The 20,189-nt window shown below is 67.0% G+C and carries 21 protein-coding genes; 18 read left to right on the forward strand and 3 right to left on the reverse strand.

Going from position 1 to position 20,189, the window contains the following annotated elements:
* Nucleotides 1–129 precede the first annotated feature (129 nt).
* From gap to EBB59_RS08650, 4 genes are all read left to right on the forward strand, one after another.
* A complete protein-coding gene (gap, locus tag EBB59_RS08635; RefSeq protein ID WP_122101756.1) occupies nucleotides 130–1,134 on the forward strand; it encodes a type I glyceraldehyde-3-phosphate dehydrogenase in 1,005 nt (334 codons plus the stop codon).
* Nucleotides 1,135–1,296: 162 nt separating this feature from the next.
* Nucleotides 1,297–4,083, forward strand: coding sequence for a DUF2339 domain-containing protein (locus tag EBB59_RS08640; RefSeq protein ID WP_122101757.1), 2,787 nt, complete (start codon nucleotides 1,297–1,299; stop codon nucleotides 4,081–4,083).
* Nucleotides 4,080–5,420, forward strand: coding sequence for a DUF3999 domain-containing protein (locus EBB59_RS08645; protein ID WP_122101758.1), 1,341 nt, complete (start codon nucleotides 4,080–4,082; stop codon nucleotides 5,418–5,420). Before EBB59_RS08640 ends, EBB59_RS08645 begins: the two co-directional genes overlap by 4 nt.
* 25 nt (nucleotides 5,421–5,445) lie before the next feature.
* Entirely contained in the window at nucleotides 5,446–5,859 is a 414-nt protein-coding gene (locus EBB59_RS08650) for a group III truncated hemoglobin (RefSeq protein ID WP_122101759.1), read from the forward strand.
* Between the two features lie 16 nt (nucleotides 5,860–5,875).
* Here EBB59_RS08650 and EBB59_RS08655 read toward each other — a convergent pair whose 3' ends face one another.
* Nucleotides 5,876–6,376: a hypothetical protein gene (locus EBB59_RS08655; RefSeq protein WP_122101760.1), complete on the reverse strand. Its 501-nt coding sequence runs from the start codon at nucleotides 6,374–6,376 to the stop codon at nucleotides 5,876–5,878.
* Between the two features lie 28 nt (nucleotides 6,377–6,404).
* Nucleotides 6,405–6,875 (reverse strand): hypothetical protein, encoded by a 471-nt coding sequence (locus tag EBB59_RS08660; RefSeq protein ID WP_122101761.1) that lies wholly within the window; start codon nucleotides 6,873–6,875, stop codon nucleotides 6,405–6,407.
* Nucleotides 6,876–7,015: 140 nt separating this feature from the next.
* On the opposite strand from EBB59_RS08660, the gene EBB59_RS08665 reads away from it, so the two are divergent.
* From EBB59_RS08665 to EBB59_RS08690, 6 genes are all read left to right on the forward strand, one after another.
* Complete coding sequence (locus EBB59_RS08665) at nucleotides 7,016–8,188, forward strand: phosphoglycerate kinase (protein ID WP_122101762.1); 1,173 nt, start codon at nucleotides 7,016–7,018, stop codon at nucleotides 8,186–8,188.
* Between the two features lie 32 nt (nucleotides 8,189–8,220).
* Entirely contained in the window at nucleotides 8,221–8,688 is a 468-nt protein-coding gene (locus EBB59_RS08670) for a DUF302 domain-containing protein (protein WP_211327719.1), read from the forward strand.
* Nucleotides 8,689–8,751: 63 nt separating this feature from the next.
* On the forward strand, nucleotides 8,752–10,191 hold the full coding sequence (gene pyk, locus EBB59_RS08675) for a pyruvate kinase (RefSeq protein WP_122101820.1): 1,440 nt from the start codon (nucleotides 8,752–8,754) through the stop codon (nucleotides 10,189–10,191).
* 94 nt (nucleotides 10,192–10,285) lie between these two features.
* A complete protein-coding gene (locus tag EBB59_RS08680) occupies nucleotides 10,286–11,290 on the forward strand; it encodes a class I fructose-bisphosphate aldolase (RefSeq protein ID WP_122101763.1) in 1,005 nt (334 codons plus the stop codon).
* Nucleotides 11,291–11,603: 313 nt separating this feature from the next.
* Complete coding sequence (locus EBB59_RS08685; RefSeq protein ID WP_122101764.1) at nucleotides 11,604–12,029, forward strand: hypothetical protein; 426 nt, start codon at nucleotides 11,604–11,606, stop codon at nucleotides 12,027–12,029.
* 299 nt (nucleotides 12,030–12,328) lie between these two features.
* The gene (locus EBB59_RS08690) at nucleotides 12,329–13,030 is read left to right on the forward strand and encodes a hypothetical protein (RefSeq protein ID WP_147455543.1); all 702 of its coding nucleotides are present in this window, start codon (nucleotides 12,329–12,331) and stop codon (nucleotides 13,028–13,030) included.
* A 37-nt stretch (nucleotides 13,031–13,067) separates the two neighbouring features.
* Here the strand turns inward: EBB59_RS08690 and EBB59_RS08695 are convergent, their stop codons facing one another.
* On the reverse strand, nucleotides 13,068–13,577 hold the full coding sequence (locus tag EBB59_RS08695) for an SET domain-containing protein (protein ID WP_122101766.1): 510 nt from the start codon (nucleotides 13,575–13,577) through the stop codon (nucleotides 13,068–13,070).
* 276 nt (nucleotides 13,578–13,853) lie between these two features.
* Here EBB59_RS08695 and EBB59_RS08700 point away from each other — a divergent pair, with 276 nt between their 5' ends.
* From EBB59_RS08700 to EBB59_RS08730, 8 genes are read left to right on the forward strand one after another with little or no spacing between them, the layout of a single operon-like run.
* The gene (locus EBB59_RS08700; protein WP_122101767.1) at nucleotides 13,854–14,306 is read left to right on the forward strand and encodes an SUF system Fe-S cluster assembly regulator; all 453 of its coding nucleotides are present in this window, start codon (nucleotides 13,854–13,856) and stop codon (nucleotides 14,304–14,306) included.
* A 10-nt stretch (nucleotides 14,307–14,316) separates the two neighbouring features.
* On the forward strand, nucleotides 14,317–15,786 hold the full coding sequence (sufB, locus tag EBB59_RS08705; protein ID WP_122101768.1) for a Fe-S cluster assembly protein SufB: 1,470 nt from the start codon (nucleotides 14,317–14,319) through the stop codon (nucleotides 15,784–15,786).
* Nucleotides 15,783–15,983: a hypothetical protein gene (locus EBB59_RS13460; protein ID WP_147455544.1), complete on the forward strand. Its 201-nt coding sequence runs from the start codon at nucleotides 15,783–15,785 to the stop codon at nucleotides 15,981–15,983. The genes sufB and EBB59_RS13460 overlap by 4 nt, the downstream gene beginning before the upstream one ends.
* The gene (locus tag EBB59_RS08710) at nucleotides 15,967–16,410 is read left to right on the forward strand and encodes a hypothetical protein (RefSeq protein ID WP_122101769.1); all 444 of its coding nucleotides are present in this window, start codon (nucleotides 15,967–15,969) and stop codon (nucleotides 16,408–16,410) included. The genes EBB59_RS13460 and EBB59_RS08710 overlap by 17 nt, the downstream gene beginning before the upstream one ends.
* A 34-nt stretch (nucleotides 16,411–16,444) precedes the next feature.
* Complete coding sequence (sufC, locus tag EBB59_RS08715) at nucleotides 16,445–17,206, forward strand: Fe-S cluster assembly ATPase SufC (protein ID WP_122101770.1); 762 nt, start codon at nucleotides 16,445–16,447, stop codon at nucleotides 17,204–17,206.
* 1 nt (nucleotide 17,207) lies between these two features.
* Nucleotides 17,208–18,440 (forward strand): Fe-S cluster assembly protein SufD, encoded by a 1,233-nt coding sequence (gene sufD, locus EBB59_RS08720; protein ID WP_122101771.1) that lies wholly within the window; start codon nucleotides 17,208–17,210, stop codon nucleotides 18,438–18,440.
* Complete coding sequence (locus tag EBB59_RS08725) at nucleotides 18,437–19,666, forward strand: cysteine desulfurase (RefSeq protein WP_122101772.1); 1,230 nt, start codon at nucleotides 18,437–18,439, stop codon at nucleotides 19,664–19,666. The genes sufD and EBB59_RS08725 overlap by 4 nt, the downstream gene beginning before the upstream one ends.
* Entirely contained in the window at nucleotides 19,663–20,184 is a 522-nt protein-coding gene (locus EBB59_RS08730) for a GNAT family N-acetyltransferase (RefSeq protein ID WP_122101773.1), read from the forward strand. The genes EBB59_RS08725 and EBB59_RS08730 overlap by 4 nt, the downstream gene beginning before the upstream one ends.
* Nucleotides 20,185–20,189 lie beyond the last annotated feature (5 nt).

A 20,189-nucleotide genomic window follows, 5' to 3' on the forward strand; every position in this document is an offset into this window, starting at 1 on the left:
ATGCGCCCGCTTCCCAAACGCGCATTTGAGAAAGATCAAAAAAACGTTAAACCCTATCTGAACAGGGACAGAGTCCCCGGAATTGCTACAATTCCGAGCTTACCAACCGCTGCATCGAAGGAGCAGGCAATGGCCATCAAGGTCGGCATCAACGGGTTCGGTCGCATCGGCCGTAACGTCTTCCGCTCGGCGTTCCAGAACTTTGGCGACGATATCGAAATCGTCGGTATCAACGACCTGCTGGAGCCAGCGTACCTGGCTTACATGCTGCGCTACGACAGCGTCCATGGCCGCTTCGACCGCGAAGTGAAGGTGGAAGGTGACATCTTGATTGTCGATGGCAAAAAAATTCGCCTCACTCAGGAAAAAGACCCCGCCAACCTGAAATGGGATGAGGTGGGCGCCGAGGTGGTGATCGAAGCCACCGGCCTGTTCCTGACCCAGGAGACTTGCCAGAAGCATCTGGATGCCGGGGCGAAGAAAGTCATCATGTCGGCTCCGGCGAAGGACGGCACGCCGATGTTCGTGCACAAGGTCAACTGCGGCCAGTACGCCGGCGAAGCCATCGTTTCCAACGCCTCCTGCACCACCAATTGCCTGGCGCCGATCGCCAAGGTGCTAAACGACAAATGGGGCATCAAGCGCGGCCTGATGACCACCGTGCACGCCGCCACCGCCACCCAGAAGACCGTCGATGGCCCGTCCAACAAGGACTGGCGCGGTGGCCGTGGCATCCTGGAGAACATCATTCCGTCGTCGACCGGCGCGGCCAAGGCGGTGGGTGTGGTGTTGCCGGAACTCAAGGGCAAGCTGACCGGCATGTCTTTCCGCGTGCCGACCTCGGACGTCTCGGTGGTTGATTTGACTGTCGAACTCGACAAGCCGGCCAAATATGAGGACATCTGCGCCGAGATGAAGGCGCAGAGCGAAGGCGCGATGAAGGGCGTGCTGGGTTATACCGAGGACAAGGTCGTGGCGACCGATTTCCGCGGCGATACCCGCACTTCGATCTTCGATGCCGAGGCCGGCATCCAGCTCGACGACACTTTCGTCAAGCTGGTCAGCTGGTACGACAACGAGTGGGGCTACAGCAACAAGTGCCTGGAAATGGTCAAGGTGGTGATGTCCAAATAAGGCATCCGCCAGGATTGCTGCCGCCGAAGCCCCGCCTTGCGCGGGGCTTCTTGCTGCTGGCGGGAAACGTGACTGTGCGCATCGCGGGGATGATTTGGACGAGTTGCCGGTTTTCCGGCCCGTACTGGCTTAGAGTGCCGCCATGAGCCAAGGGAGTGGGGAATGGAAGGTTTGATTTTGCTGGCGGTATTGGCGGTGCCCATATTGCTGGTGATCGCGCTGGTTTCGATCAGCGGTTTGAAGCGCCGCGTGGAGGAGTTGGAGGCGCGGGTGGCCGCGCTGCGGCGGGAGCCGGCGAGCGATATGCCGGATGCGCCGCCGTCACCGTCACCGCCATCACCGCCGCCGCTTTATCCGATGCCGGGAATGCGCGCGCCGGTGTCATCGGCCGCCGCCTTGCCTCCGGTCGAGCCGCCCGTCGGTATCGCCCCCGCGGGGATGGATGCCCCGGCCATGCCCCGCGAGGACGGGAAGCCGGCAACGCCGTCGCCGCCGCCGGTCGAGGCGGCGGTGAGCGCCGGGCACCGTGGGGCTTCGCCGGTGGTGGATGCGCCGCCGGCCCCGCCGCCGCCCAATTTCGTCGAAACCGCGATCGAACGGGTCAGACATTGGTTCACGACGGGCAACGTGCCGGTCAAGGTCGGCATGCTGGTGCTGTTGGCTGGCGTGGCGGCGCTGTTGAAATACGCCAGCGTGCAAGGCTGGTTGAGGCTGCCAATCGAATACCGTCTGCTGGGCGTGTCGCTGGCGGCGCTGGCCGGGCTGGTCTTCGGCTGGAAGCAAAGAGCGGGCAAGCCGGCCTTTGCGCTGGCGGTGCAGGGCGGCAGCATCGGTGTGCTGCTTCTGACACTCTTCGCCGCCGCCAAGATGTACGCATTGATTCCGTTGGGCATGGCGTTCGGGCTCAGTGTGGTGCTGATCGTCGGCGCCGGCGTGCTGGCGGTGTTGCAGGATTCGCGCACGCTGGCCGTGCTCGCGGTGCTGGCCGGATTCATGGCGCCGATCTGGCTGTCGGATGGTGGTGGCAGCCATGTCGCGCTGTTCTCGTACTACGCGCTGCTCAATCTGGCGATCTTCGGCGTGGCCTGGGTGAAGCCATGGCGGGTATTGATGTTGCTCGGTTTCGCCTTCACCTGGGGTATCGGCGTGTTTTGGGGCGTGCTGGCCTACAAGCCGCATCTATACGCCAGCACCCAGCCTTTCCTCGCCTTGTTCTTCGTGCTTTATCTGGCGATGCCGGTACTGCATGCGCGCCGGTGCGTGCCGGGCCGCCGCGATCCGGTCGGCGGTAGTTTGCTGTTTGGCACGCCGTTGATCGCTTTCGCCTTGCAGGCGGGTCTGACGCCGGACCAGCCGATGCTGTTGGCGCTGATCGCGGTCGGCGTGGCCGCGGTGTATGCGGCATCGGCCTGGGCGTTGCGTGGCCGGGCGCGTTATGCGGTCATTACCGATGCCCATGCCCTGCTGGCGGTCGGGCTGGCCACCCTGGCGGTGCCGCTGGCGTTTTCGGCGCGCGTTACCGGCGCGGTGCTGGCGCTGGAAGGCGCGGCATTGATCTGGTTCGGGTTGCGCCAGCAACGCCGCTTGCCGTTGTGGTCGGGTGTGGCGCTTGAAGGGCTGGCGGCGATGGCGCATCTGCTCGCCCGTGGTCGGACCTTGGCGGTCGACATGGCCCGTCAAGCCGCCCATGCCGGCAATGAACTGGCCGGTCGGCCGGTTCAGGAGATGCCGGTCGAATGGCCGGTGATGAATGGTCTGGCGATGAGCGGCCTGTTGGTCGCGGCGGGGGGCTTGGCCAGCGCCTGGGCGTTGTGGCGGGCGCGGCGTCCACAGTCGGCGGCGTTGTTCTACGGCTGGGGCCTGCTGTGGTGGTTGGCGGTGGCGATTGCCGAAATCGTGCGTTTCGCACCCGTCGTCGATCAGCCCGACTGGCTGTTGATGCTGATCGCCGTCACCGGCTGGTGGGCGGCGGAAACCTGGCGCCGTATTGGCGGCGCGGCGCTGGCGCTGACCACCGCGTCCGGTTTGGCCGCGGCATTGCCGCTTGCCGTCGTCCAGACCGCCATGCACCAGCAGCCGTTCGCCGGCCTGGGCGCGCTGGCCTGGGCGGTGTATGCGCTGCTCGGTTCTCGTTCGCTGGTGTGCTTGCGCTCGCGCGAGGGCGGGGTGGCGCCATGGGCGCAATTCGTCTGGTGGCTGGTGTGGCCAGCGGTGGCGTCGCTGTTGGTTGCGCACTGGGTGGCCCGTTTCGAATTGGCGCAGGGCTGGCGCGTCGCCGGCATCCTCGTCCCGTGGCTGGCGGTGCTGGCGATGGCCTTGAGACGGCCAGGGTGGCTGGCGATGCCGCTTGGCGAGCGTTTCGGCCGTGCGTTGCCGTCGTTGATCCACACCTATCTGGCGGTGGTGGCGCTGGGCTTTGCCGTTGGCCTGCTGCTGCCCGGATCGGCCGCGCCGTTGCCGTGGCTGCCGTTGTTGAATCCGCTCGAACTTGCCCAGTTGAGCGCGCTGGCGCTGGCTGGCATGTGGTGGTCGCGGCGCGGGCCCGGCAACCGTCAGGGCCGGCGCCGCGGCTTGCCGGTTGGCTTGGCGATGCTGGTCTGGGTCAGCAGCGTCACGCTGCGCGCGGTGCATGTCTGGGGCGCGCTGCCGTGGGGGGCGGAAATGTTCCGTTACTCACTGGCGCAAACCAGCTTGACCGTGTTGTGGAGCCTGCTGGGTGTGATCGGCTGGATCGTCGGTTCGCGCCGGGGACAGCGCGGGCTGTGGCTGGCTGGCGCATCGCTGATGGGCGTGGTGCTGGTGAAGTTGGTGCTGGTCGATCGCCAGCATCTCGGCAATCTGCTCGGCATCGTCTCGTTCATCGCCTATGGCCTGTTGTGCACGGTGGTGGGCTATTTCGCACCGGCGCCGCCGCGCGACGGCATTGAGGAACAGGAGGCCGCGCCATGATCTCGCCCCGGTTTCGCACGCTTTGTTTGCTGCCGGCGTTCGGGCTGATGCTGGCGGCGACCGGTTGGTTGCGGCAATGGCCGGTGCGCCTGTCGGTACTCGATGCCGGGGCTTATCGCATCGATATCAGCGAAGCGGTCTATCACGCCGCCGGGCGCGCCGACCTGGGCGATGTCGACGTGCTGGACGCGCGCGGCCAGCCGGTGCCGGCGATGCTGTTCACCGCCGCCGTCCCGGACGCGCGCGCCACCGCGCCACAGGGGTTGCCGTGGTTCCCCCTGCCGGATGCGGCGGCCTTGCCGAATACCGAACTGCGCGTCATCAGCGAGCGCGCCGACGATGGCCGCGTATTGCGGCTGGAAACCCGCGAAGCCGCATCGAACGAGCCTTCGCGCAGTTGGCTGGTCGATGCCAGCGCATTACGCGCGCCGCTGGTGGCGCTGCGGCTCGCATTGACACCGGATGCGCAGGTGGAAGCGCGTTTGCGGGTGGAGGGCAGTGACGACCTCGCCCGCTGGCGCGTGCTGCGTATCGATGCCGGCGTCCTGCAACTGCGCCGTGACGGCCACGTGTTGCGCCAGACCCGCATCCCACTCGATGGCGGCGCGCGCTACCTGCGGCTCGTCCTCGAAAAGGGCGATGCCCTGCCGCTTGCCGGGGTCGAGGCCGAAACCATCGTCACCACCGCCGGGCCGGCGCGCGAATGGCGCGATTACGCCGCCAGCGCGGCCTCGCCCGATCGGAAATCGTTCGAGTTCGTCGTCGATGGCCGCCAGCCGTTCGACCGCGCCGATGTGGTGCTGCCGGGCAACAGCGCCGCGCGCTGGCGGTTGGAAAGTCGCGACCGTGCTGATGCGCCGTGGCGGTGGCGGGCCGGGCCGTGGACGCAATTCCAGCTTGGCGAGGCGCAGCGTTCGCCGGCCCAGGCGCTGCCACGGCTGCGCCAGCGCCAATGGCGGCTGGTGTCCGATGTCGCCATTGCCGAAACGCCGAGGCTGCGCCTTGGCTGGCAACCCGAGGCGATCGTCTTCGTCGCCGCGGGTGAAGCGCCCTACCGGCTGGTTGCCGGCAGTGCGCGGGCGCGCCGCGCCGATGCGCCGCTCGACGAATTGCTGGCCCAGATGCGCGCGCGTCGCGGGCGGGAGTGGCGGCCGGCCGATGCGCATATCGAAGGCGTGGGCGAAGCCGGCGATGCCGCCGCGCTCAATGCCCCGCGCGACTGGAAGCGTATCGCGCTGTGGAGCGTCCTGGTGCTGGCGGCATTGCTGGTGGTGGGGTTCGCCACTTCGTTGCTGCGCGCGAAACCGTCGCGGGATGATTCGGGTCAAGGACAATGACGGCGCGTGTCGCGAGCATGGCGGGATGAACGAATCCAATGACGAAACCGGCTTGAGCCGCGAGGACGTCGTCCGTCTGGTCGATGCTTTCTACGACAAGGTGCAGGCCGACGCCATTCTCGGCCCCATCTTCAACCCGGTGGTGCACGACTGGCCGGCGCACAAGGCGACGCTGGTGAGATTTTGGTCGTCGGTGGCGTTGGGCAGCCGCGAATACCGTGGCAACCCGATGGCCGCGCATCGCCCGCATCCCATCGTGGACGACCACTTCGGCCACTGGCTGGCGCTGTGGCTTGCCACCGCGCGCGAGCAACTGGGCGAAGACAAGGCGCAAGTCATGTACGTCTACGCCCAGCGTATCGCGCAAAGCCTGCGTTATGGGCTGGGGATGGATCGGACGCGGCCCTTGCCGACGGGCGCCGGCGAGGGCCGCGAGTGAGCCGGGCGGGCCGCGCTCAGTTGGCGGCCCTCAACCGTGCCTGGTTGCCGCGCCCTTCCACGGTTACGCGGCTGCCGACCTTTATTCCGGCCAACTCGGTTCGAAGCTGGGTGAGGGTCGGCACTCTCCGGTTGTCGAGCCGCACCTTCACCATGTAGCGGGTGGTCTCGCCCGGGCCGCCAATCTTGGCCGCGGCATTGCCCGCCGCCTTGCCGACATATTCCGAGGCGATCGCGCCACCCCGGCCCACGGCGACGGCGGTGTTCGTGTTGTCGGTCTTTTCGGCAATTTTCTGCATGCCCAGCAATCCGCCGACGGAACTGGCGGTTCCGCCCAGCGATTCGCCCCGACGGCGCTGCGTCTTGACTCGCGCGGTCTCGTCGCCGCCACGGTTTTCGATGGGTTGCATTTCGACCACGACGCCTTGCCGCGCCTGTTGCGCGCGCGCCTGGGCGAAGATGCCCATGCCGGCGAGCAGGGCGACAAGGATGAACAGGGAATGCTTGATGCGGGGCATGGCCGGGCTCCGTTGGGGGATTGGTGAGTCAGCGTTTCGGCGCGCGGGCGTCGCGTTTGCAGTCGCCACGGGGTTTCCAGTGGTCGATGACGTCTTCCGGATTGGCGCGGAAGATGACCGTGCAGCGCAAGCTCGCGGGGTGGTTGAGGGTGCCGTAGATCGGCACGGACTGCTGCACCGGAACCATCGATGTGACTTGCCCGCGCGCCATCGAGGCCGCCGCCATCCCGACGACTCGGTTTTCGCTCCCGACCACCACGCGCTCGTTCCAGGCTTCGTTCCAGAAGCGCCATGTGTAGAGCGTTTCGCCGGTGTCGTCGTTTTCCTCGATATCCAGATAATCGCCATCCACCCGCCATTCCATCAGCAATTGGCTGGCATCCCGGTCGAGCCAGGCATCGAGCTTGCGTTGCAGGGCGTCCTGTGCGGTGGCGGCGACGGGGAGCAGGGCCAGGCAGAACGTGCTGGTCAGGCACCAGCGTTTGATATCCGCTCGCATTGCGAGTACTCCTGTCCGTCCATGTCCCTGGCGGCTTGGTCAATTTGACCCGATTCCCGCGCCGGAGTAAGGCGAGGCGTTTGAACCAAGCCGGCCCGGGGCCGACAATACGGCGTTTCCACGCATTTACGGAGTCCCCGATGTCCATCGTCCGCATGACCGATCTTGATCTCTCGGGCAAGCGTGTGCTGATCCGGCAGGATCTCAACGTGCCGGTCGAAGGGGGGCGAGTCACCTCCGACCAGCGCATCGTCGCCTCGATCCCCACGTTGCAAGCCGCGCTCGACGCGGGCGCGGCGGTGATGGTGATGTCGCACCTGGGGCGGCCGAAGGAGGGCCAATGGAGCGAGGCCGACTCCCTGGCGCCCGTGGCCAGACGGTTGTCCGAACTACTGGGCCGCGAGGTGCCGCTGGCGAAGGAATACCTCGGTGGCGTGGACATCGCGCCGGGACAGATCGTGCTGCTGGAAAACTGCCGGATGAACGTCGGTGAAGGCAAGGACGACGAAGCGCTGGCAAAACGCTATGCCGGCCTTTGCGACGTGTTCGTGATGGACGCCTTCGGCACCGCGCATCGCGCCCAGGCTTCGACCCACGGCGTCATCAAGTTCGCCAAGCAGGCGGTGGGCGGGCCGTTGTTGATGGCCGAACTCGACGCGCTGGCCAAGGCGCTGGAGAACCCGGCGCGTCCGTTGCTGGCGATCGTCGCCGGTAGCAAGGTCAGCACCAAGCTGGAACTGCTCTCCTCGCTGGTCGGCAAGGTGGAGCAATTGATCGTCGGGGGCGGCATCGCCAATACGTTCATCGCCGCGCTGGGGCACAACGTCGGCAAGTCGCTGTTCGAGCCGGACCTGATCGATACCGCGAAAAAGATCATGGTCGATGCTAAGGCGCGCGGCGCCGAGATTCCGCTGCCGGTCGATGTCGTGGTCGCGGCCGAATTCAAGGCCGATGCGCCGGCCACGGTGAAGAAGGTCGACGAAGTGGCCGACGACGACATGATTCTCGACATCGGCCCGGAGACCGCGCGCCAGTACGCCGCGTCGATCGCGAAGGCCGGCACCGTGGTCTGGAACGGACCGGTCGGCGTGTTCGAGTTCGATGCCTTCGGCGAAGGCACCAAGGCGCTGGCCCGCGCCATCGCCGATTCGCCGGCGTTTTCCATCGCCGGTGGCGGCGATACGCTGGCGGCGGTGGACAAGTACGGCATCGAAAGACAGGTCGGCTACATCTCGACCGGCGGCGGCGCGTTCCTGGAGTTTCTGGAAGGCAAGACGCTGCCGGCGGTGGCCGCGCTGAAGGGGGGTGGCTGATGCGTACCGTGGCCTGTTTTGTCGCGGCCGCCGTGGCGCTGGCCGCCAGCGCTTGTGTCAGTGTCGATGTCGGTGAACGCGCGGGCATGCGGGCGGGCGCGGCGCCCGGGGCGGCCTTGCACTCGGCCGCGAGCCGGGGGGATGTCGATGCCACCGTGGCCGCCTTGAGGGTCGCGTTCGAGGCCAAGGGCATCCGGGTTTTCGCGGTGATCGACCACGCCGGCGCGGCGCGCGAAGCGGGGCTTGCGATGCCGCCGACGAAAGTGATCGTGTTCGGCAATCCCAAGGGCGGCACGCCGCTGATGCTCGCGCATCCGTCGCTGGCGCTGGATTTGCCGATGCGTGTTCTGGTGCGCGAAACCGCGCCGGGACGCGCCGAGGTGCTCTGGCATGCGCCTTCGGACATGGAACGCGGCCAGGGCCTGCCCGCCGGCACGCTCGATGGCTTGAAGCCGCTCGGCGCATTGGTCCGGGAGACGGTCGACGCGCTTGGCCGCTGATTCGCCGGGCACGCTCGGCGCAGGTCATGCCACGTGCCGGTGTCCGGCCAAATGGAGCAATCGATGACCGAACACCGCCGCCGCACCCGCATCCTGGCCACCCTTGGCCCGGCCACCGATAGCGAGGACCGGCTGGCGGCGCTGCTGAGCGCGGGCGTCGATTGCGTGCGGATGAACTTTTCGCACGGCAAGCCCGACGAACATCGCGCCCGTGCCCGCGCGGTGCGGGCGGCGGCTCTGGCTTGCGGCCGCGAGATCGGCATCCTCGCCGACCTGCCGGGGCCGAAGATCCGCATCGAGCGTTTCGCCGAAGGCCGCGTCGCGCTACGGGCCGGCGAACGCTTCGAGCTGATCGCGCGGAAGGACGCGCCGATGGGCGACGCCACACGGGTGGGCGTCAGCTATCTCGGCCTGCCGGGTGATGTCGCGCCGGGCGACCTGCTGCTGCTCGACGACGGCCTGCTGCAATTACGGGTCGAGCGGATCGAGGGCGAGCGCATCGTCACCCGCGTGCTCAACGACGCGGTGCTTTCCGACCGCAAGGGCTTGAACAAGCAGGGCGGCGGCCTGTCGCTGGGGGCGATCACCGACGACGACCGCGCGCTGATCGCGCTGGCGGCGGAGATCGAGGCGGATTTCATCGCGGTCTCGTTCTGCCGCGACGCCGCCGACATGCGCGAGGCGCGGCGCATCGCCGAGGCGCATGGCAGCCACGCCTCGCTGGTCTCGAAGATCGAACGCGCCGAGGCGATCGAACACCTGGACGAGATCATCGAGGCCAGCGACGTGGTGATGGTCGCGCGCGGCGACCTTGGGGTGGAGATCGGCGATGCCGAATTGCCCGGTTTGCAGAAGAAGATCATCCGCGAAACCCTGGCCCGCCACCGGGTGGTGATCACCGCCACGCAAATGCTGCAATCGATGGTGGACAGCCCGCTGCCGACGCGCGCCGAAGTGTTGGACGTGGCCAATGCGGTCATCGATGGCACCGATGTGGTGATGCTCTCGGCCGAAACCGCCGCCGGGCGCTTTCCCTTGCAGGCGGTGCAGGCGATGGCGCGGGTCTGCATCGGCGCGGAGCGGCAGTTCGCCGCCGATACCGATTACGAGCGGGCCGAGCGCGGGCTGAAGCGCGTCGATCACGCCATCGCCATGGCGACGATGTTCCTGACCGAGCACGTGCGGGTCGCGGCGATCATCGCGCTGACCGAATCCGGGGGCACCGCGCGTTACCTCTCGCGCTTCCGTTCGCCGGTCCCGATCTATGCTTTTTCGCGCCATGCCGGCGCGCGCCGGCGCATGAGTTTGATGCGCGACGTCTTTCCCATCGCCTTCGACAGCCGTGGCCTGCATCCCGAGGATGCCGCCCGCGGCGCCATCGCCCAGTTGCGCGCGGGCGGGCGGCTTCTCCCCGGCGAGCGCGTGCTGTTCACCAGCGGCGACACCATGGAGCGACTCGGGGCCACCAACACGCTGCGCATCCTGGAGGTTCCGGCGGGGTGAGGGCTGCTTCGATCGTGCCGTTTCCGGGTGGGGCCCGGCACACGGGCGCGGCTATAATGCGGGGCCATCCCCACCCACCGCAGGACGCCGCAGAATGAGCATCGAACAGCTTGCCGAAACCGCCCGCGCCATGGTCGCCCCGGGCAAGGGCATCATCGCCATCGACGAATCCGCCGGAACGTGCAAGAAGCGCTTCGATGGCGTTGGCATCGAATGCACCGAGGAAAACCGCCGCGCCTACCGCGAGCTGTTGCTGACCACCCCGAACGCCGGGGAATACCTTTCCGGCGCCATCCTGTTTGACGAGACCATCCGTCAGTCCACCAAGGACGGCGTGCCGTTCGCCAAGTACATGGCCGATCACGGCATGATCCCCGGCATCAAGGTGGACAAGGGCACCCACGCGCTCGCCGGCTGCCCGGGCGAGGTGGTGACCGAAGGACTCGATGGCCTGCGCGCGCGCCTTGAGGAGTACTACAAGCTCGGCGCCCGTTTCGCCAAGTGGCGCGCGGTGATCAACATCGGTGAGGACATTCCCTCCGGCACCTGCATCGAATCCAATGCCCACGCACTGGCCCGCTACGCCGCGCTCTGCCAGGAGCAGGGCCTGGTGCCGATGGTCGAGCCGGAAGTGCTGATGGACGGCAGCCACGACATCGAAACCTGCTACGAAGTCACCGAGGTCACCCTGCGCGCACTGTTCGATGCCCTGTACCAGCACAACGTGATGCTGGAGGGCACCATCCTGAAAGCCTCGATGGTGCTGCCTGGCAAGGACTGCCCGGAGCAGGCCAGCGTCGAGGAAGTGGCCGAAGCCACCCTGATGTGCCTGAAATCCGCCGTGCCGGCGATCCTGCCGGGCATCGTGTTCCTCTCCGGCGGCCAGTCCGACGAAGCCGCCACCGCCCATCTGGACGCCATGAACCGCATGGGCCCGAACCCGTGGCCGCTGTCGTTCTCCTATGGCCGCGCCATGCAGCAGGCCGCGCTGAAGCTGTGGGCCGCCGACATGAGCGGCAACTGGGACAAGGCCCAGGCCACCGTGTTCGAGCGCGCCAAGGCCAACGGCCTGGCCGCGCAGGGGCAATGGCAGGGGTAATCCCGCCGCCCTCATGCGGGACGAAAAAGAACGCCGGCATCAAGCCGGCGTTCGTGTTTCCGCAGTACCGACCAACCCCCTTGGCCCGGGCCTTTTCCACTTCGGGCCGGCGCCGGCGCCCGGCTTCGCGGCGGCAGGCTGATCGCAGGCTTGCCGGGAGAGATGGGCAAGGCCGGCCTTGGCGATGAATCCCAGACGCCATGACCGCCCGCGCGGCGCCAGCATCGCCCGATGTCGCCGGATGATTGCGCCATCGGCTCATGCAAGGCTGACGCCCGGCGCGCTAGCATCGGCGCACCGTTGGGAGGATTCGATGAACAAGCGTTTCTGGATCTGTGGACTGGTGATGAGCATCGCCGCGATGGTGCTGGATTTCCTGATCCACGGCCTGCTGCTTCAAGGGGATTACGCCGCCCTGGCCGAACAGGGTTTCGTGCGCGGGGCCGAGGATGGCCGCCGCCATCTGCCGTGGATGCTGCTGGCGCATCTGGCGATCGGCTTTGGCCTGACTTGGCTCTACAGCCTGCTGCACCCGCGCGCCGGCGGCAGCGCCCGCGATGGGCTGCGCTTCGGCGCGGCAATGACGCTGGCCGCCAGCCTGCCTGGCTATCTCGTCTACTACGCGGTGCAACCGTGGCCGGCCTTGCTGGTGGCGAAGCAGATCATCGCCAGCGGCATCGCCATGCTGCTGCTCGGTCTGCTGATCGCCTGGCTGGAGCCGCGCCGGGCCGTTCTGTGAGGCGCTTTCCGGTGCCGTTTCGCTTCCTTGCGGTCCGGCTGTCACTTGCTCGGTCCGCTGGTCGCTTGGCTGGAGCCGCGTCGGGTCGTTCTGTGAGGCGCTTTCCGATGCCGCTTCGCTCCCTTGCGGTCCGGCTGTCACTTGCTCGGTCCGCTGATCGCCTGGCTGGAGCCGCGCCGGGCCGTTCTGTGAGGTGCTTTCCGGTGCCGTTTCGCTTCCTCGCCGTCCGGCTGTCACTTGTTCGGTCCGCTGATCGCCTGGCCGGAGTCACGCCGGGTCGTTCTGTGAGGTGCTTTCCGGTGCCGCTTCGCTCTCTTGCGGTCCGGCTGTCACTGCCGGCCCTGGTTTGTTCGATCGTCGCTTGTGGTGACGGCAACGGGCCGCGCGCGCCCGGCGATCACGCGCCGGGGCCGGAGGATTCCGCATCGAGTGGCCTGCCCGCGCCGGTTGCCGGCGGCGGCTCAGTCACCGGCATGCCCGATGCCGCCCCGCACCCAGTCGACATACCGGCGACGCCCGCCGAGCCACTGTCCGAAGCCCGCCCCGACGTGGACGTGCCGCTCGATGGTGAAGGCGTGCCGGTCGATGCCGCCACCCCCGAAGCCGCCCATGCTGAAACCGCCAGCGCCGAACCCACGCCGGACGACGCCATCGCCGTCATCCGCGATTACTACGCCGCGATCAACGCTCGCGATTACGATCGCGCCTGGCGCCTGTGGCGCGGCCAAGGCGCCGCCAGCCGCATGAGCGCGGCGCAATTCGCCCACGGTTTCGCCGATACCCGCGGCGTCTCGGTGCGGATCGGCCCGCCCGGCGCGATCGGCGTCGGCGCCGCCCAGCGCTACATCGAGGTGCCGGTGACGCTGGCCGCGCGCCATGCCGATGGCGCCCAGCAACGCTACATCGGCAGCTATACGTTGCAACGCACGGTGGCCGATGGCGCCAGCGCCGAGCAGCGCGCCTGGCGGATCGGGTCGGCCTCGATCCGGCAACTGGAGTAAACGGCACGCGGACGTCACCGGCGCGGGCGGGCGATGCTCATGCCGTGGGCTTTGCCCCGCGCCGCTTGCCGCGCTTGGGTTGCAGCAGGGTGCCGGTGCAAGCGGGCGAACCGCAGCGGCAGCCCCACAGTCGCTTCAGCGCCGGGGTATGCGGCTCGTGCAGGACGATGCCGTAGTTGTAGGACAACTCCTCGCCCGCGGCGATATCGCGAACCGCCTCGATGAACACCTTGTCCTTGTGTCGCTTGCCCTTGCCGTTCTCGTGCAGCACCGCCTCGCAATTGGGCGCGCAGCTATGGTTGATCCAACGGGCGATGTTGCCATCGACGTTGGCGTCGATCACGTAATCGTCGTTGAGCGTGAACAGGAAGGTGTGGCCGTTCTCGTCGATCGCGCCGTATTCGGCATCGACGTCCTCGTGGGTGCGCAGCAGGCCCTTGTAGCGGACGATGCGCTCGCCCTTCGCGATCGCCACGGTGGCGAACACGCCATTGCCGTGGATGTTGGATTGGCGACGTTCGATCTTGCGCTTCGCGGTCTTGGACATGCGGGAAGACTCCGGGACGTGGAGGCAATTGTGACCCAATGCGCCGGCCTCTTCACGATGCCATGCGCGCGCATCGCGCCGTTGGCCCGTGGCCGGAACGCGAATGAGAGTATCCGGTGTCCGGTGGCGGTACCGGCTCCATGCCGCTGGCATTCGCCACCGCCACCGCCCGCGCGAGGCGGGCTGAACGAGCCATCCGCGCGGCGGGTTGGAGACGGACGCCTTAATCGGTACAATATCGGTACTGATTCAACGGCCAGCCATCGCCACGCCGCCATGCTCCGCGTCACCAAACTCACCGACTACGCCACACTCGTCATGACCGTGCTCGCCGCCACCCCCGGGGCGGTGAAGAGCGCGGCCGAGCTGGCCGAATGCGCCGGTATCGAGCTGCCGACCGCGGCCAAGGTGTTGAAACCGCTGGCGCAGGCCGGGCTGGTGGAAGGCTTTCGCGGCGCCAACGGCGGCTATCGGATTGCCCGCGATGCCCATGAAATTTCGCTGGCCGACATCGTGGAAGCGATGGAGGGCCCCTTGGCGATGACCGAATGCAGTATCCACGAGGGCCAGTGCGACATCGAGGATTCCTGCCATGCGCGTGCCAACTGGCAACGGGTCAACACGGTGATCGCCGAGGCGCTGACCGGTATCAGCCTGCACTCGATGCTGCCCGGCGAGGACATCGCCCCGGCCCGGAAACGCATCCCGACGCGCCTGGCCAAGGCTTGAAGACAACGACATGAACGCACAGACAGAGACGCCGCATGGCGCGATCGAAAACGCCGAGATTCATGCCCAGTTGGGCCGTAAGTATTCGGCGGGTTTCGTTACCGAGATCGAAAGCGACAGCCTGCCCCCGGGGCTTTCCGAGGACATCATCCGCGCGCTTTCGGCCAAGAAGCACGAGCCGGAATGGATGACCGAATGGCGGCTGGCGGCCTATCGCCACTGGCTGACCATGCCGATGCCGGAGTGGGCGAAACTCGATATCGCGCCGATCGATTTCCAGGCGCTGTCCTACTACAGCGCGCCCAAGGGCCCCAAGTACAAATCGCTGGACGAAGTGCCGAAGGAGTTGATCGAGACCTACGACAAACTCGGCGTGCCGTTGCACGAGCGGGCGAAACTCGCCGGCGTGGCGGTGGATGCGGTGTTCGATTCGGTTTCGGTCGGCACCACCTTCCGCAAGGAGCTGGCGGAGAAAGGCATCATCTTCTGCTCGATGTCGGAGGCGATCGCCGAGCATCCCGAGCTGGTGCGGAAGTACCTGGGCAGCGTAGTGCCGGTGGGCGACAACTTCTTCGCCGCGCTCAACTCAGCGGTGTTTTCCGACGGCAGCTTCGTGTTCATCCCGAAGGGCGTGCGCTCGCCGATGGAGCTTTCCACCTATTTTCGCATCAACGCCGGACACACCGGCCAGTTCGAGCGCACGCTGATCGTCTGCGAGGACAAGGGCTACGTTTCTTATCTCGAAGGCTGCACCGCGCCGATGCGTGACGAGAACCAACTGCACGCCGCGGTGGTGGAACTGGTGGCGCTGGAAGAGGCGGAGATCAAATATTCCACCGTGCAGAACTGGTACCCGGGCGACGAGAACGGCGTCGGCGGTATCTACAACTTCGTCACCAAGCGCGCCGAGTGTCGTGGCGCGCGTAGCAAGGTGGTGTGGACACAGGTCGAGACCGGCAGCGCCATCACCTGGAAATATCCGGGCTGCGTGCTGCTGGGCGATGATTCGGTGGGCGAATTCCACTCGGTCGCGTTGACCCACCACCGCCAGCAGGCCGACACCGGCACCAAGATGATCCACGTCGGCAAGCGCACCAAATCGAAGATCGTCAGCAAGGGCATCAGCGCCGGCCGCGGCCAGAACACCTATCGTGGGCTGGTCAGGATCGACCGTGGCGCGGAGGGCGCCCGCAACCACACCCAATGCGATTCGCTTTTGATCGGCAAACAATGCGGCGCGCATACCTTCCCCTACATCGAGGTGAAGCGTAGCGACGCGACGCTCGAACACGAGGCCACCACCAGCAAGATCAGCGACGATCAACTGTTCTACTGCCGTTCGCGCGGGATTGGCGAGGAAGACGCGGTGTCGATGATCGTCGATGGCTTCTGCAAGCAGGTGTTCCGCGAACTGCCGATGGAATTCGCGGTGGAGGCGAAGAAACTGCTGGAAGTCAGCCTGGAGGGCGCGGTCGGATGAGCACGCAACGTCTCCCCGTGCGTTGGTTGCAGCCCGGTGAAACGCCCCCTTCAACTGTCGCCTATTGGCGCGGCCGAACGCACAGTGAGCGGCTTGCCGCCGTCCTGCAACTGCACCGGGAGGGCAATGCGCTGTTCAAGGGCGGCAATCCACCGTTCCGTTTCGAGTTGAGATTCAGTGATGACCGTACTCAATGATGACTGGCGCGACTTCCTTGCCGCGTTGGCCGCGCATGGGGTCGACTACATGTTGGTCGGCGGCATCGCACTGGGTGTACATGGTCATGTGCGCTACACCAAGGACCTCGACGTGTGGTTTCGTGGCAGCCCGGATAATGCCGGTCGTCTGATCGCCGCGTTGGAAGCCTTTGGCGTGGGGCCCATATCCACCCCGCCCACCGAGTTCTGCAAGCCCCGCGCGATGCTGATGCTTGGCAGTGAACCCAATGCCATCGAACTGCTCAATTTTGCCGATGGCGTCGAGTTCGATGATTGTTGGATACGCCGCGTCATCGTGCCGCTGGATGATGTGCAAGTCACCGTGATCGGCCTTGAAGACTTGCGACGCAACAAACAAGCCGTTGGCCGATTGCAGGATCTGGCCGACCTGGAACATTTGGAATGAAGCCCGCAAGCCGGAAAAAAACGAGTACGAGCCCATGCTGAAAATCGACAACCTCCACGCCAACGTCGCCGGTAAGGAAATCCTCAAGGGCCTCTCGCTCGAAGTGAGGGCGGGCGAAGTACACGCCATCATGGGGCCGAACGGCGCCGGCAAATCCACCCTCGGCAACGTGCTGGCCGGCCGCGAGGGCTACGCCATCACCGACGGTTCGGTCAATTTCGACGGCCAGGATCTGCTGGCGCGGACGCCGGAAGCGCGCGCCGCCCACGGCGTGTTCCTGGCCTTCCAGTACCCGGTGGAAATCCCGGGCGTCAACAACACCTATTTCCTGCGCAGCGCGCTCAACGCCCAGCGCAAGGCGCGCGGCGAGCCGGAACTCGATTCCGTGCAGTTCCTGAAGCTGGTGCGCGAGAAGATCAAGGTGCTGCACCTGCCGGACACGTTGCTCAACCGTGGCGTCAACGAAGGCTTCAGCGGCGGCGAGAAGAAGCGTAACGAGATATTCCAGCTCGCCGTGCTGGAACCGAAGCTCGCCATCCTCGACGAAACCGATTCCGGCCTCGATATCGACGCGCTGAAGGCGGTCGCCGATGGCGTCAACGCGCTGCGTTCGCCGGATCGCGCCTTCATCGTCATCACCCACTACCAACGCCTGCTCGACTACATCAAGCCGGACGTGGTGCACGTGCTGGCCGATGGTCGCATCGTCGAGACCGGCGGGCCGGAGCTGGCGCTTCAACTGGAAGCGAATGGCTACGCCTGGGTGAAGGGGCGCATCGCCCCGCAGGCGGCCTGAGGTGAGCGTGCTTCTCGATTCGCTCCTCGCGGGCCACGACTCTCCCGCCGCCGAGGCGATTCGCGAGGCCGGCTTGCCCGGCGCGCGCTCGGAGGCGTGGAAGTACACGCCGCTGCGCGCCTTCGAGCGCCGCGCCTTCGCGCCCGCCCGCGCGATTGGCGCCGACGCGATGCGGGTCGCCGGCATCCCGGCTCCGCGTCTGGTCTTCGTCAATGGCTTCTTCGATGCGGGGCTGTCCGATCTCGACGGGCTGCCGGCCGGCATCGACATCGCCACCGATGCGTTGGCCGGGGAGACCGTCGAAATCCCCGTCCGGGCCACGCCCTGGCAACCGGCCGGCGATGAAGTCTTCGCCAACCTCAACGCGCTGCTGGCGCGGCAAGGGGCGCGGATCGAAGTCAGCGCCGACACCGCGCGGCCGCTGCATCTGGTCACGCTGGCGCTGGCCGACGGCGAGGATCGCGCTTCGCACCCGCACCATTCGCTGCGTCTGGCCGCCGACGCGGCGCTGACTCTGGTCGAACACCAGCTTGGCGACGACCACGCCAACCTCGACAACAGCCGCTTCACCCTGACCCTGGGCGCGCGCGCGCGACTTACCCATCTGCGCCTGCAAGACGATGGCCCGCGCGCCAGCCGTCTGCTGAAGACCGAGGCGCGGTTGGCCGCGGGGGCCGACTATCGCCGGTTCGACCTTGAGCTTGGCGCCGCGCTGTCGCGGCACGAGCTCGATGTCCGGCTCGAAGGCGAGGCCGCCACGCTGGTGGCCGCCGGCGTGCTGCTGGCCGACGGCCGCCGCCACCTGGATACTCGTCTCGGCATCGTCCACGCCGCCCGCGATACCCGTGGCGAACTGCCGTGGCGGGGGCTGGCCGATGGCCGCGCGCGGGCGGTGTTCCACGGCGGTATCCACATCGAGGCCGGCGCCGATGGCAGCGAGGCGGATTTGCAGAACCGTAGTCTGTTGCTTTCCGACAACGCCGGGATCGACACCCAGCCGGTGCTGGTCATCCATGCCGATGAAGTGAAGGCCGCGCACGGCGCCACGGTCGGCCAGCTCGATGCGACCGCGTTGTTCTACCTGCGCTCGCGCGGCATCCCGGAGGCCGCGGCGCGGCGCATCCTCACCGCCGCCTTCGTCCGCGATGTGTTGTCGATGGTGGAAGACGCGACGCTCCGCGCGCTGGCCGAAGCCCGCCTGGATGCCGCGCTGGCCCGGATGCAGTCGGCATGAACGCCCCCGACCCCATCGACTGGAACGCCCTGCGCGCCGATTTCCCGCTGCTCGCGCGCGAGGTGCACGGCAAGCCGCTGGTCTATCTCGATTCGGCCAATACCAGCCAGAAGCCGCGCGCGGTGATCGAGGCGGTGGATGGCTACTACCGCCAGCACAACGCCAACGTCAGCCGCGCCGTGCACCAGCTCGGCGCCGAGGCCACCGAACTCTACGAAGGCGCGCGCAGGAAACTGGCCGCCTTCCTCGGCGTGCGCGCGGACGAGGTGGTGCTGACCAGCGGCACCACGTTCGCCATCAATCTGGTCGCGTATTCCTGGGCCTTGCCGCGCTTGAAGGCGGGCGATGTGATCCTGCTTTCGCGCATGGAGCACCACGCCAACATCGTGCCGTGGCAGCTCGTGGCCGAGCGCAGCGGCGCGAAAATCCGCGTCGCCGAGCTTCTGCCTGATGGCGCGCTCGATCTCGACGCGCTCTGGGCGGCGATGACGCCGGAAGTGAAGCTGCTCGGCCTCGCCCACGTCAGCAACGTGCTGGGCACGGTCAACCCGGTGCGTGAAATCTGCCGCGAGGCGCGGCGGCGCGGCATCGTCACCGTCATCGACGGTTCGCAGGCGGCGCCGCACATGGCGCTCGACATTCCGTCCATCGGCTGCGATTTCTACGTCGCCACCGGCCACAAGCTGTGTGGCCCGACCGGCACCGGGCTTCTCTGGGCCGGGCGCGAACGTCTCGACGCCATGCCGCCCTTCGTCGGCGGCGGCGAGATGATCAAGCAGGTGAGCTTCGAGGGCACCGTCTTCAACGACCCGCCGCACAAGTTCGAGGCGGGCACGCCCAACATCGCCGGTTTCGTCGGCCTGGGCGCGGCGGTGGATTACCTCGCCGGCATCGGCATGCGGCATGTCCAGGCCCGCGAAGCCGAACTGCTGGCCCATGCGACCGAAGCGTTGTCGGCGATCGAGGGCTTGCGCATCATCGGTACCGCGCCGGGCAAGGCGGCGATCATCTCCTTCCTGATCGATGGCACCCATGCCCATGACCTGGCCACCCTGCTCGATCTCGAAGGCGTGGCGGTACGCTCCGGCCAGCATTGCGCGCATCCGTTGCTACAATTCCTCGGCATCGGCGCCACTTGCCGCGCTTCGCTGGCTTTCTACAACACCCCCGAGGAGGTCGATGCGCTGGCGCGCGCGATCCACAAGGTGAGAAAACTGCTGGCATGAATCTCGCCTTTCGCCGCGCCACGCGCGCCGACATCCCGTCGCTGATCCAACTGGTGACGTCCGCCTACCGTGGCGAGGCCAGCCGCGCGGGCTGGACCACCGAGGCCGACCTGCTCGACGGCGCGCGCATCGACACAGAACACCTCGCCGCCGACATCGAGCGGGCGCGGAGCCTGATCCTGATCGGCGAGGCGGAGGGCCGGATGCTGGCCTGCGCGCATGTCGCGGTCGAGGACGGCGCCGGTTACTTCGGCATGTTCTCGGTCTGGCCCATGCTGCAAGGCAGGGGCATCGGCAAGCGGATGTTGCTGGAGGCCGAACGCATCGCCCGCGACGAATTTGGCCAGACAACGATGCGGATGAGCGTGATCGACCTCCGCGATGCGTTGATCGATTACTACGCCCGCCGCGGCTACCGCCGCACCGGCATCCACAAGCCCTTCCCGTATGGCGACGAACGCTTCGGCACGCCCAGGCGCGACGACCTGCGCTTCGAAATCCTGGAGAAAAACCTTTGAGCGAA

This window comes from Solilutibacter pythonis (genome assembly GCF_003697345.1).
Classification (GTDB): domain Bacteria; phylum Pseudomonadota; class Gammaproteobacteria; order Xanthomonadales; family Xanthomonadaceae; genus Solilutibacter; species Solilutibacter pythonis.

Bases quoted from the DNA above. Each gene is read 5' to 3' on its own strand.
- gap (WP_122101756.1), top strand. From the start codon at position 130: ATGGCCATCAAGGTCGGCATCAACGGGTTCGGTCGCATCGGCCGTAAC.
- EBB59_RS08640 (WP_122101757.1), top strand. From the start codon at position 1,297: ATGGAAGGTTTGATTTTGCTGGCGGTATTGGCGGTGCCCATATTGCTG.
- EBB59_RS08645 (WP_122101758.1), top strand. From the start codon at position 4,080: ATGATCTCGCCCCGGTTTCGCACGCTTTGTTTGCTGCCGGCGTTCGGG.
- EBB59_RS08650 (WP_122101759.1), top strand. From the start codon at position 5,446: ATGAACGAATCCAATGACGAAACCGGCTTGAGCCGCGAGGACGTCGTC.
- EBB59_RS08655 (WP_122101760.1), bottom strand. From the start codon at position 6,376: ATGCCCCGCATCAAGCATTCCCTGTTCATCCTTGTCGCCCTGCTCGCC.
- EBB59_RS08660 (WP_122101761.1), bottom strand. From the start codon at position 6,875: ATGCGAGCGGATATCAAACGCTGGTGCCTGACCAGCACGTTCTGCCTG.
- EBB59_RS08665 (WP_122101762.1), top strand. From the start codon at position 7,016: ATGTCCATCGTCCGCATGACCGATCTTGATCTCTCGGGCAAGCGTGTG.
- pyk (WP_122101820.1), top strand. From the start codon at position 8,752: ATGACCGAACACCGCCGCCGCACCCGCATCCTGGCCACCCTTGGCCCG.
- EBB59_RS08680 (WP_122101763.1), top strand. From the start codon at position 10,286: ATGAGCATCGAACAGCTTGCCGAAACCGCCCGCGCCATGGTCGCCCCG.
- EBB59_RS08685 (WP_122101764.1), top strand. From the start codon at position 11,604: ATGAACAAGCGTTTCTGGATCTGTGGACTGGTGATGAGCATCGCCGCG.
- EBB59_RS08695 (WP_122101766.1), bottom strand. From the start codon at position 13,577: ATGTCCAAGACCGCGAAGCGCAAGATCGAACGTCGCCAATCCAACATC.
- EBB59_RS08700 (WP_122101767.1), top strand. From the start codon at position 13,854: ATGCTCCGCGTCACCAAACTCACCGACTACGCCACACTCGTCATGACC.
- sufB (WP_122101768.1), top strand. From the start codon at position 14,317: ATGAACGCACAGACAGAGACGCCGCATGGCGCGATCGAAAACGCCGAG.
- EBB59_RS13460 (WP_147455544.1), top strand. From the start codon at position 15,783: ATGAGCACGCAACGTCTCCCCGTGCGTTGGTTGCAGCCCGGTGAAACG.
- EBB59_RS08710 (WP_122101769.1), top strand. From the start codon at position 15,967: ATGACCGTACTCAATGATGACTGGCGCGACTTCCTTGCCGCGTTGGCC.
- sufC (WP_122101770.1), top strand. From the start codon at position 16,445: ATGCTGAAAATCGACAACCTCCACGCCAACGTCGCCGGTAAGGAAATC.
- EBB59_RS08725 (WP_122101772.1), top strand. From the start codon at position 18,437: ATGAACGCCCCCGACCCCATCGACTGGAACGCCCTGCGCGCCGATTTC.
- EBB59_RS08730 (WP_122101773.1), top strand. From the start codon at position 19,663: ATGAATCTCGCCTTTCGCCGCGCCACGCGCGCCGACATCCCGTCGCTG.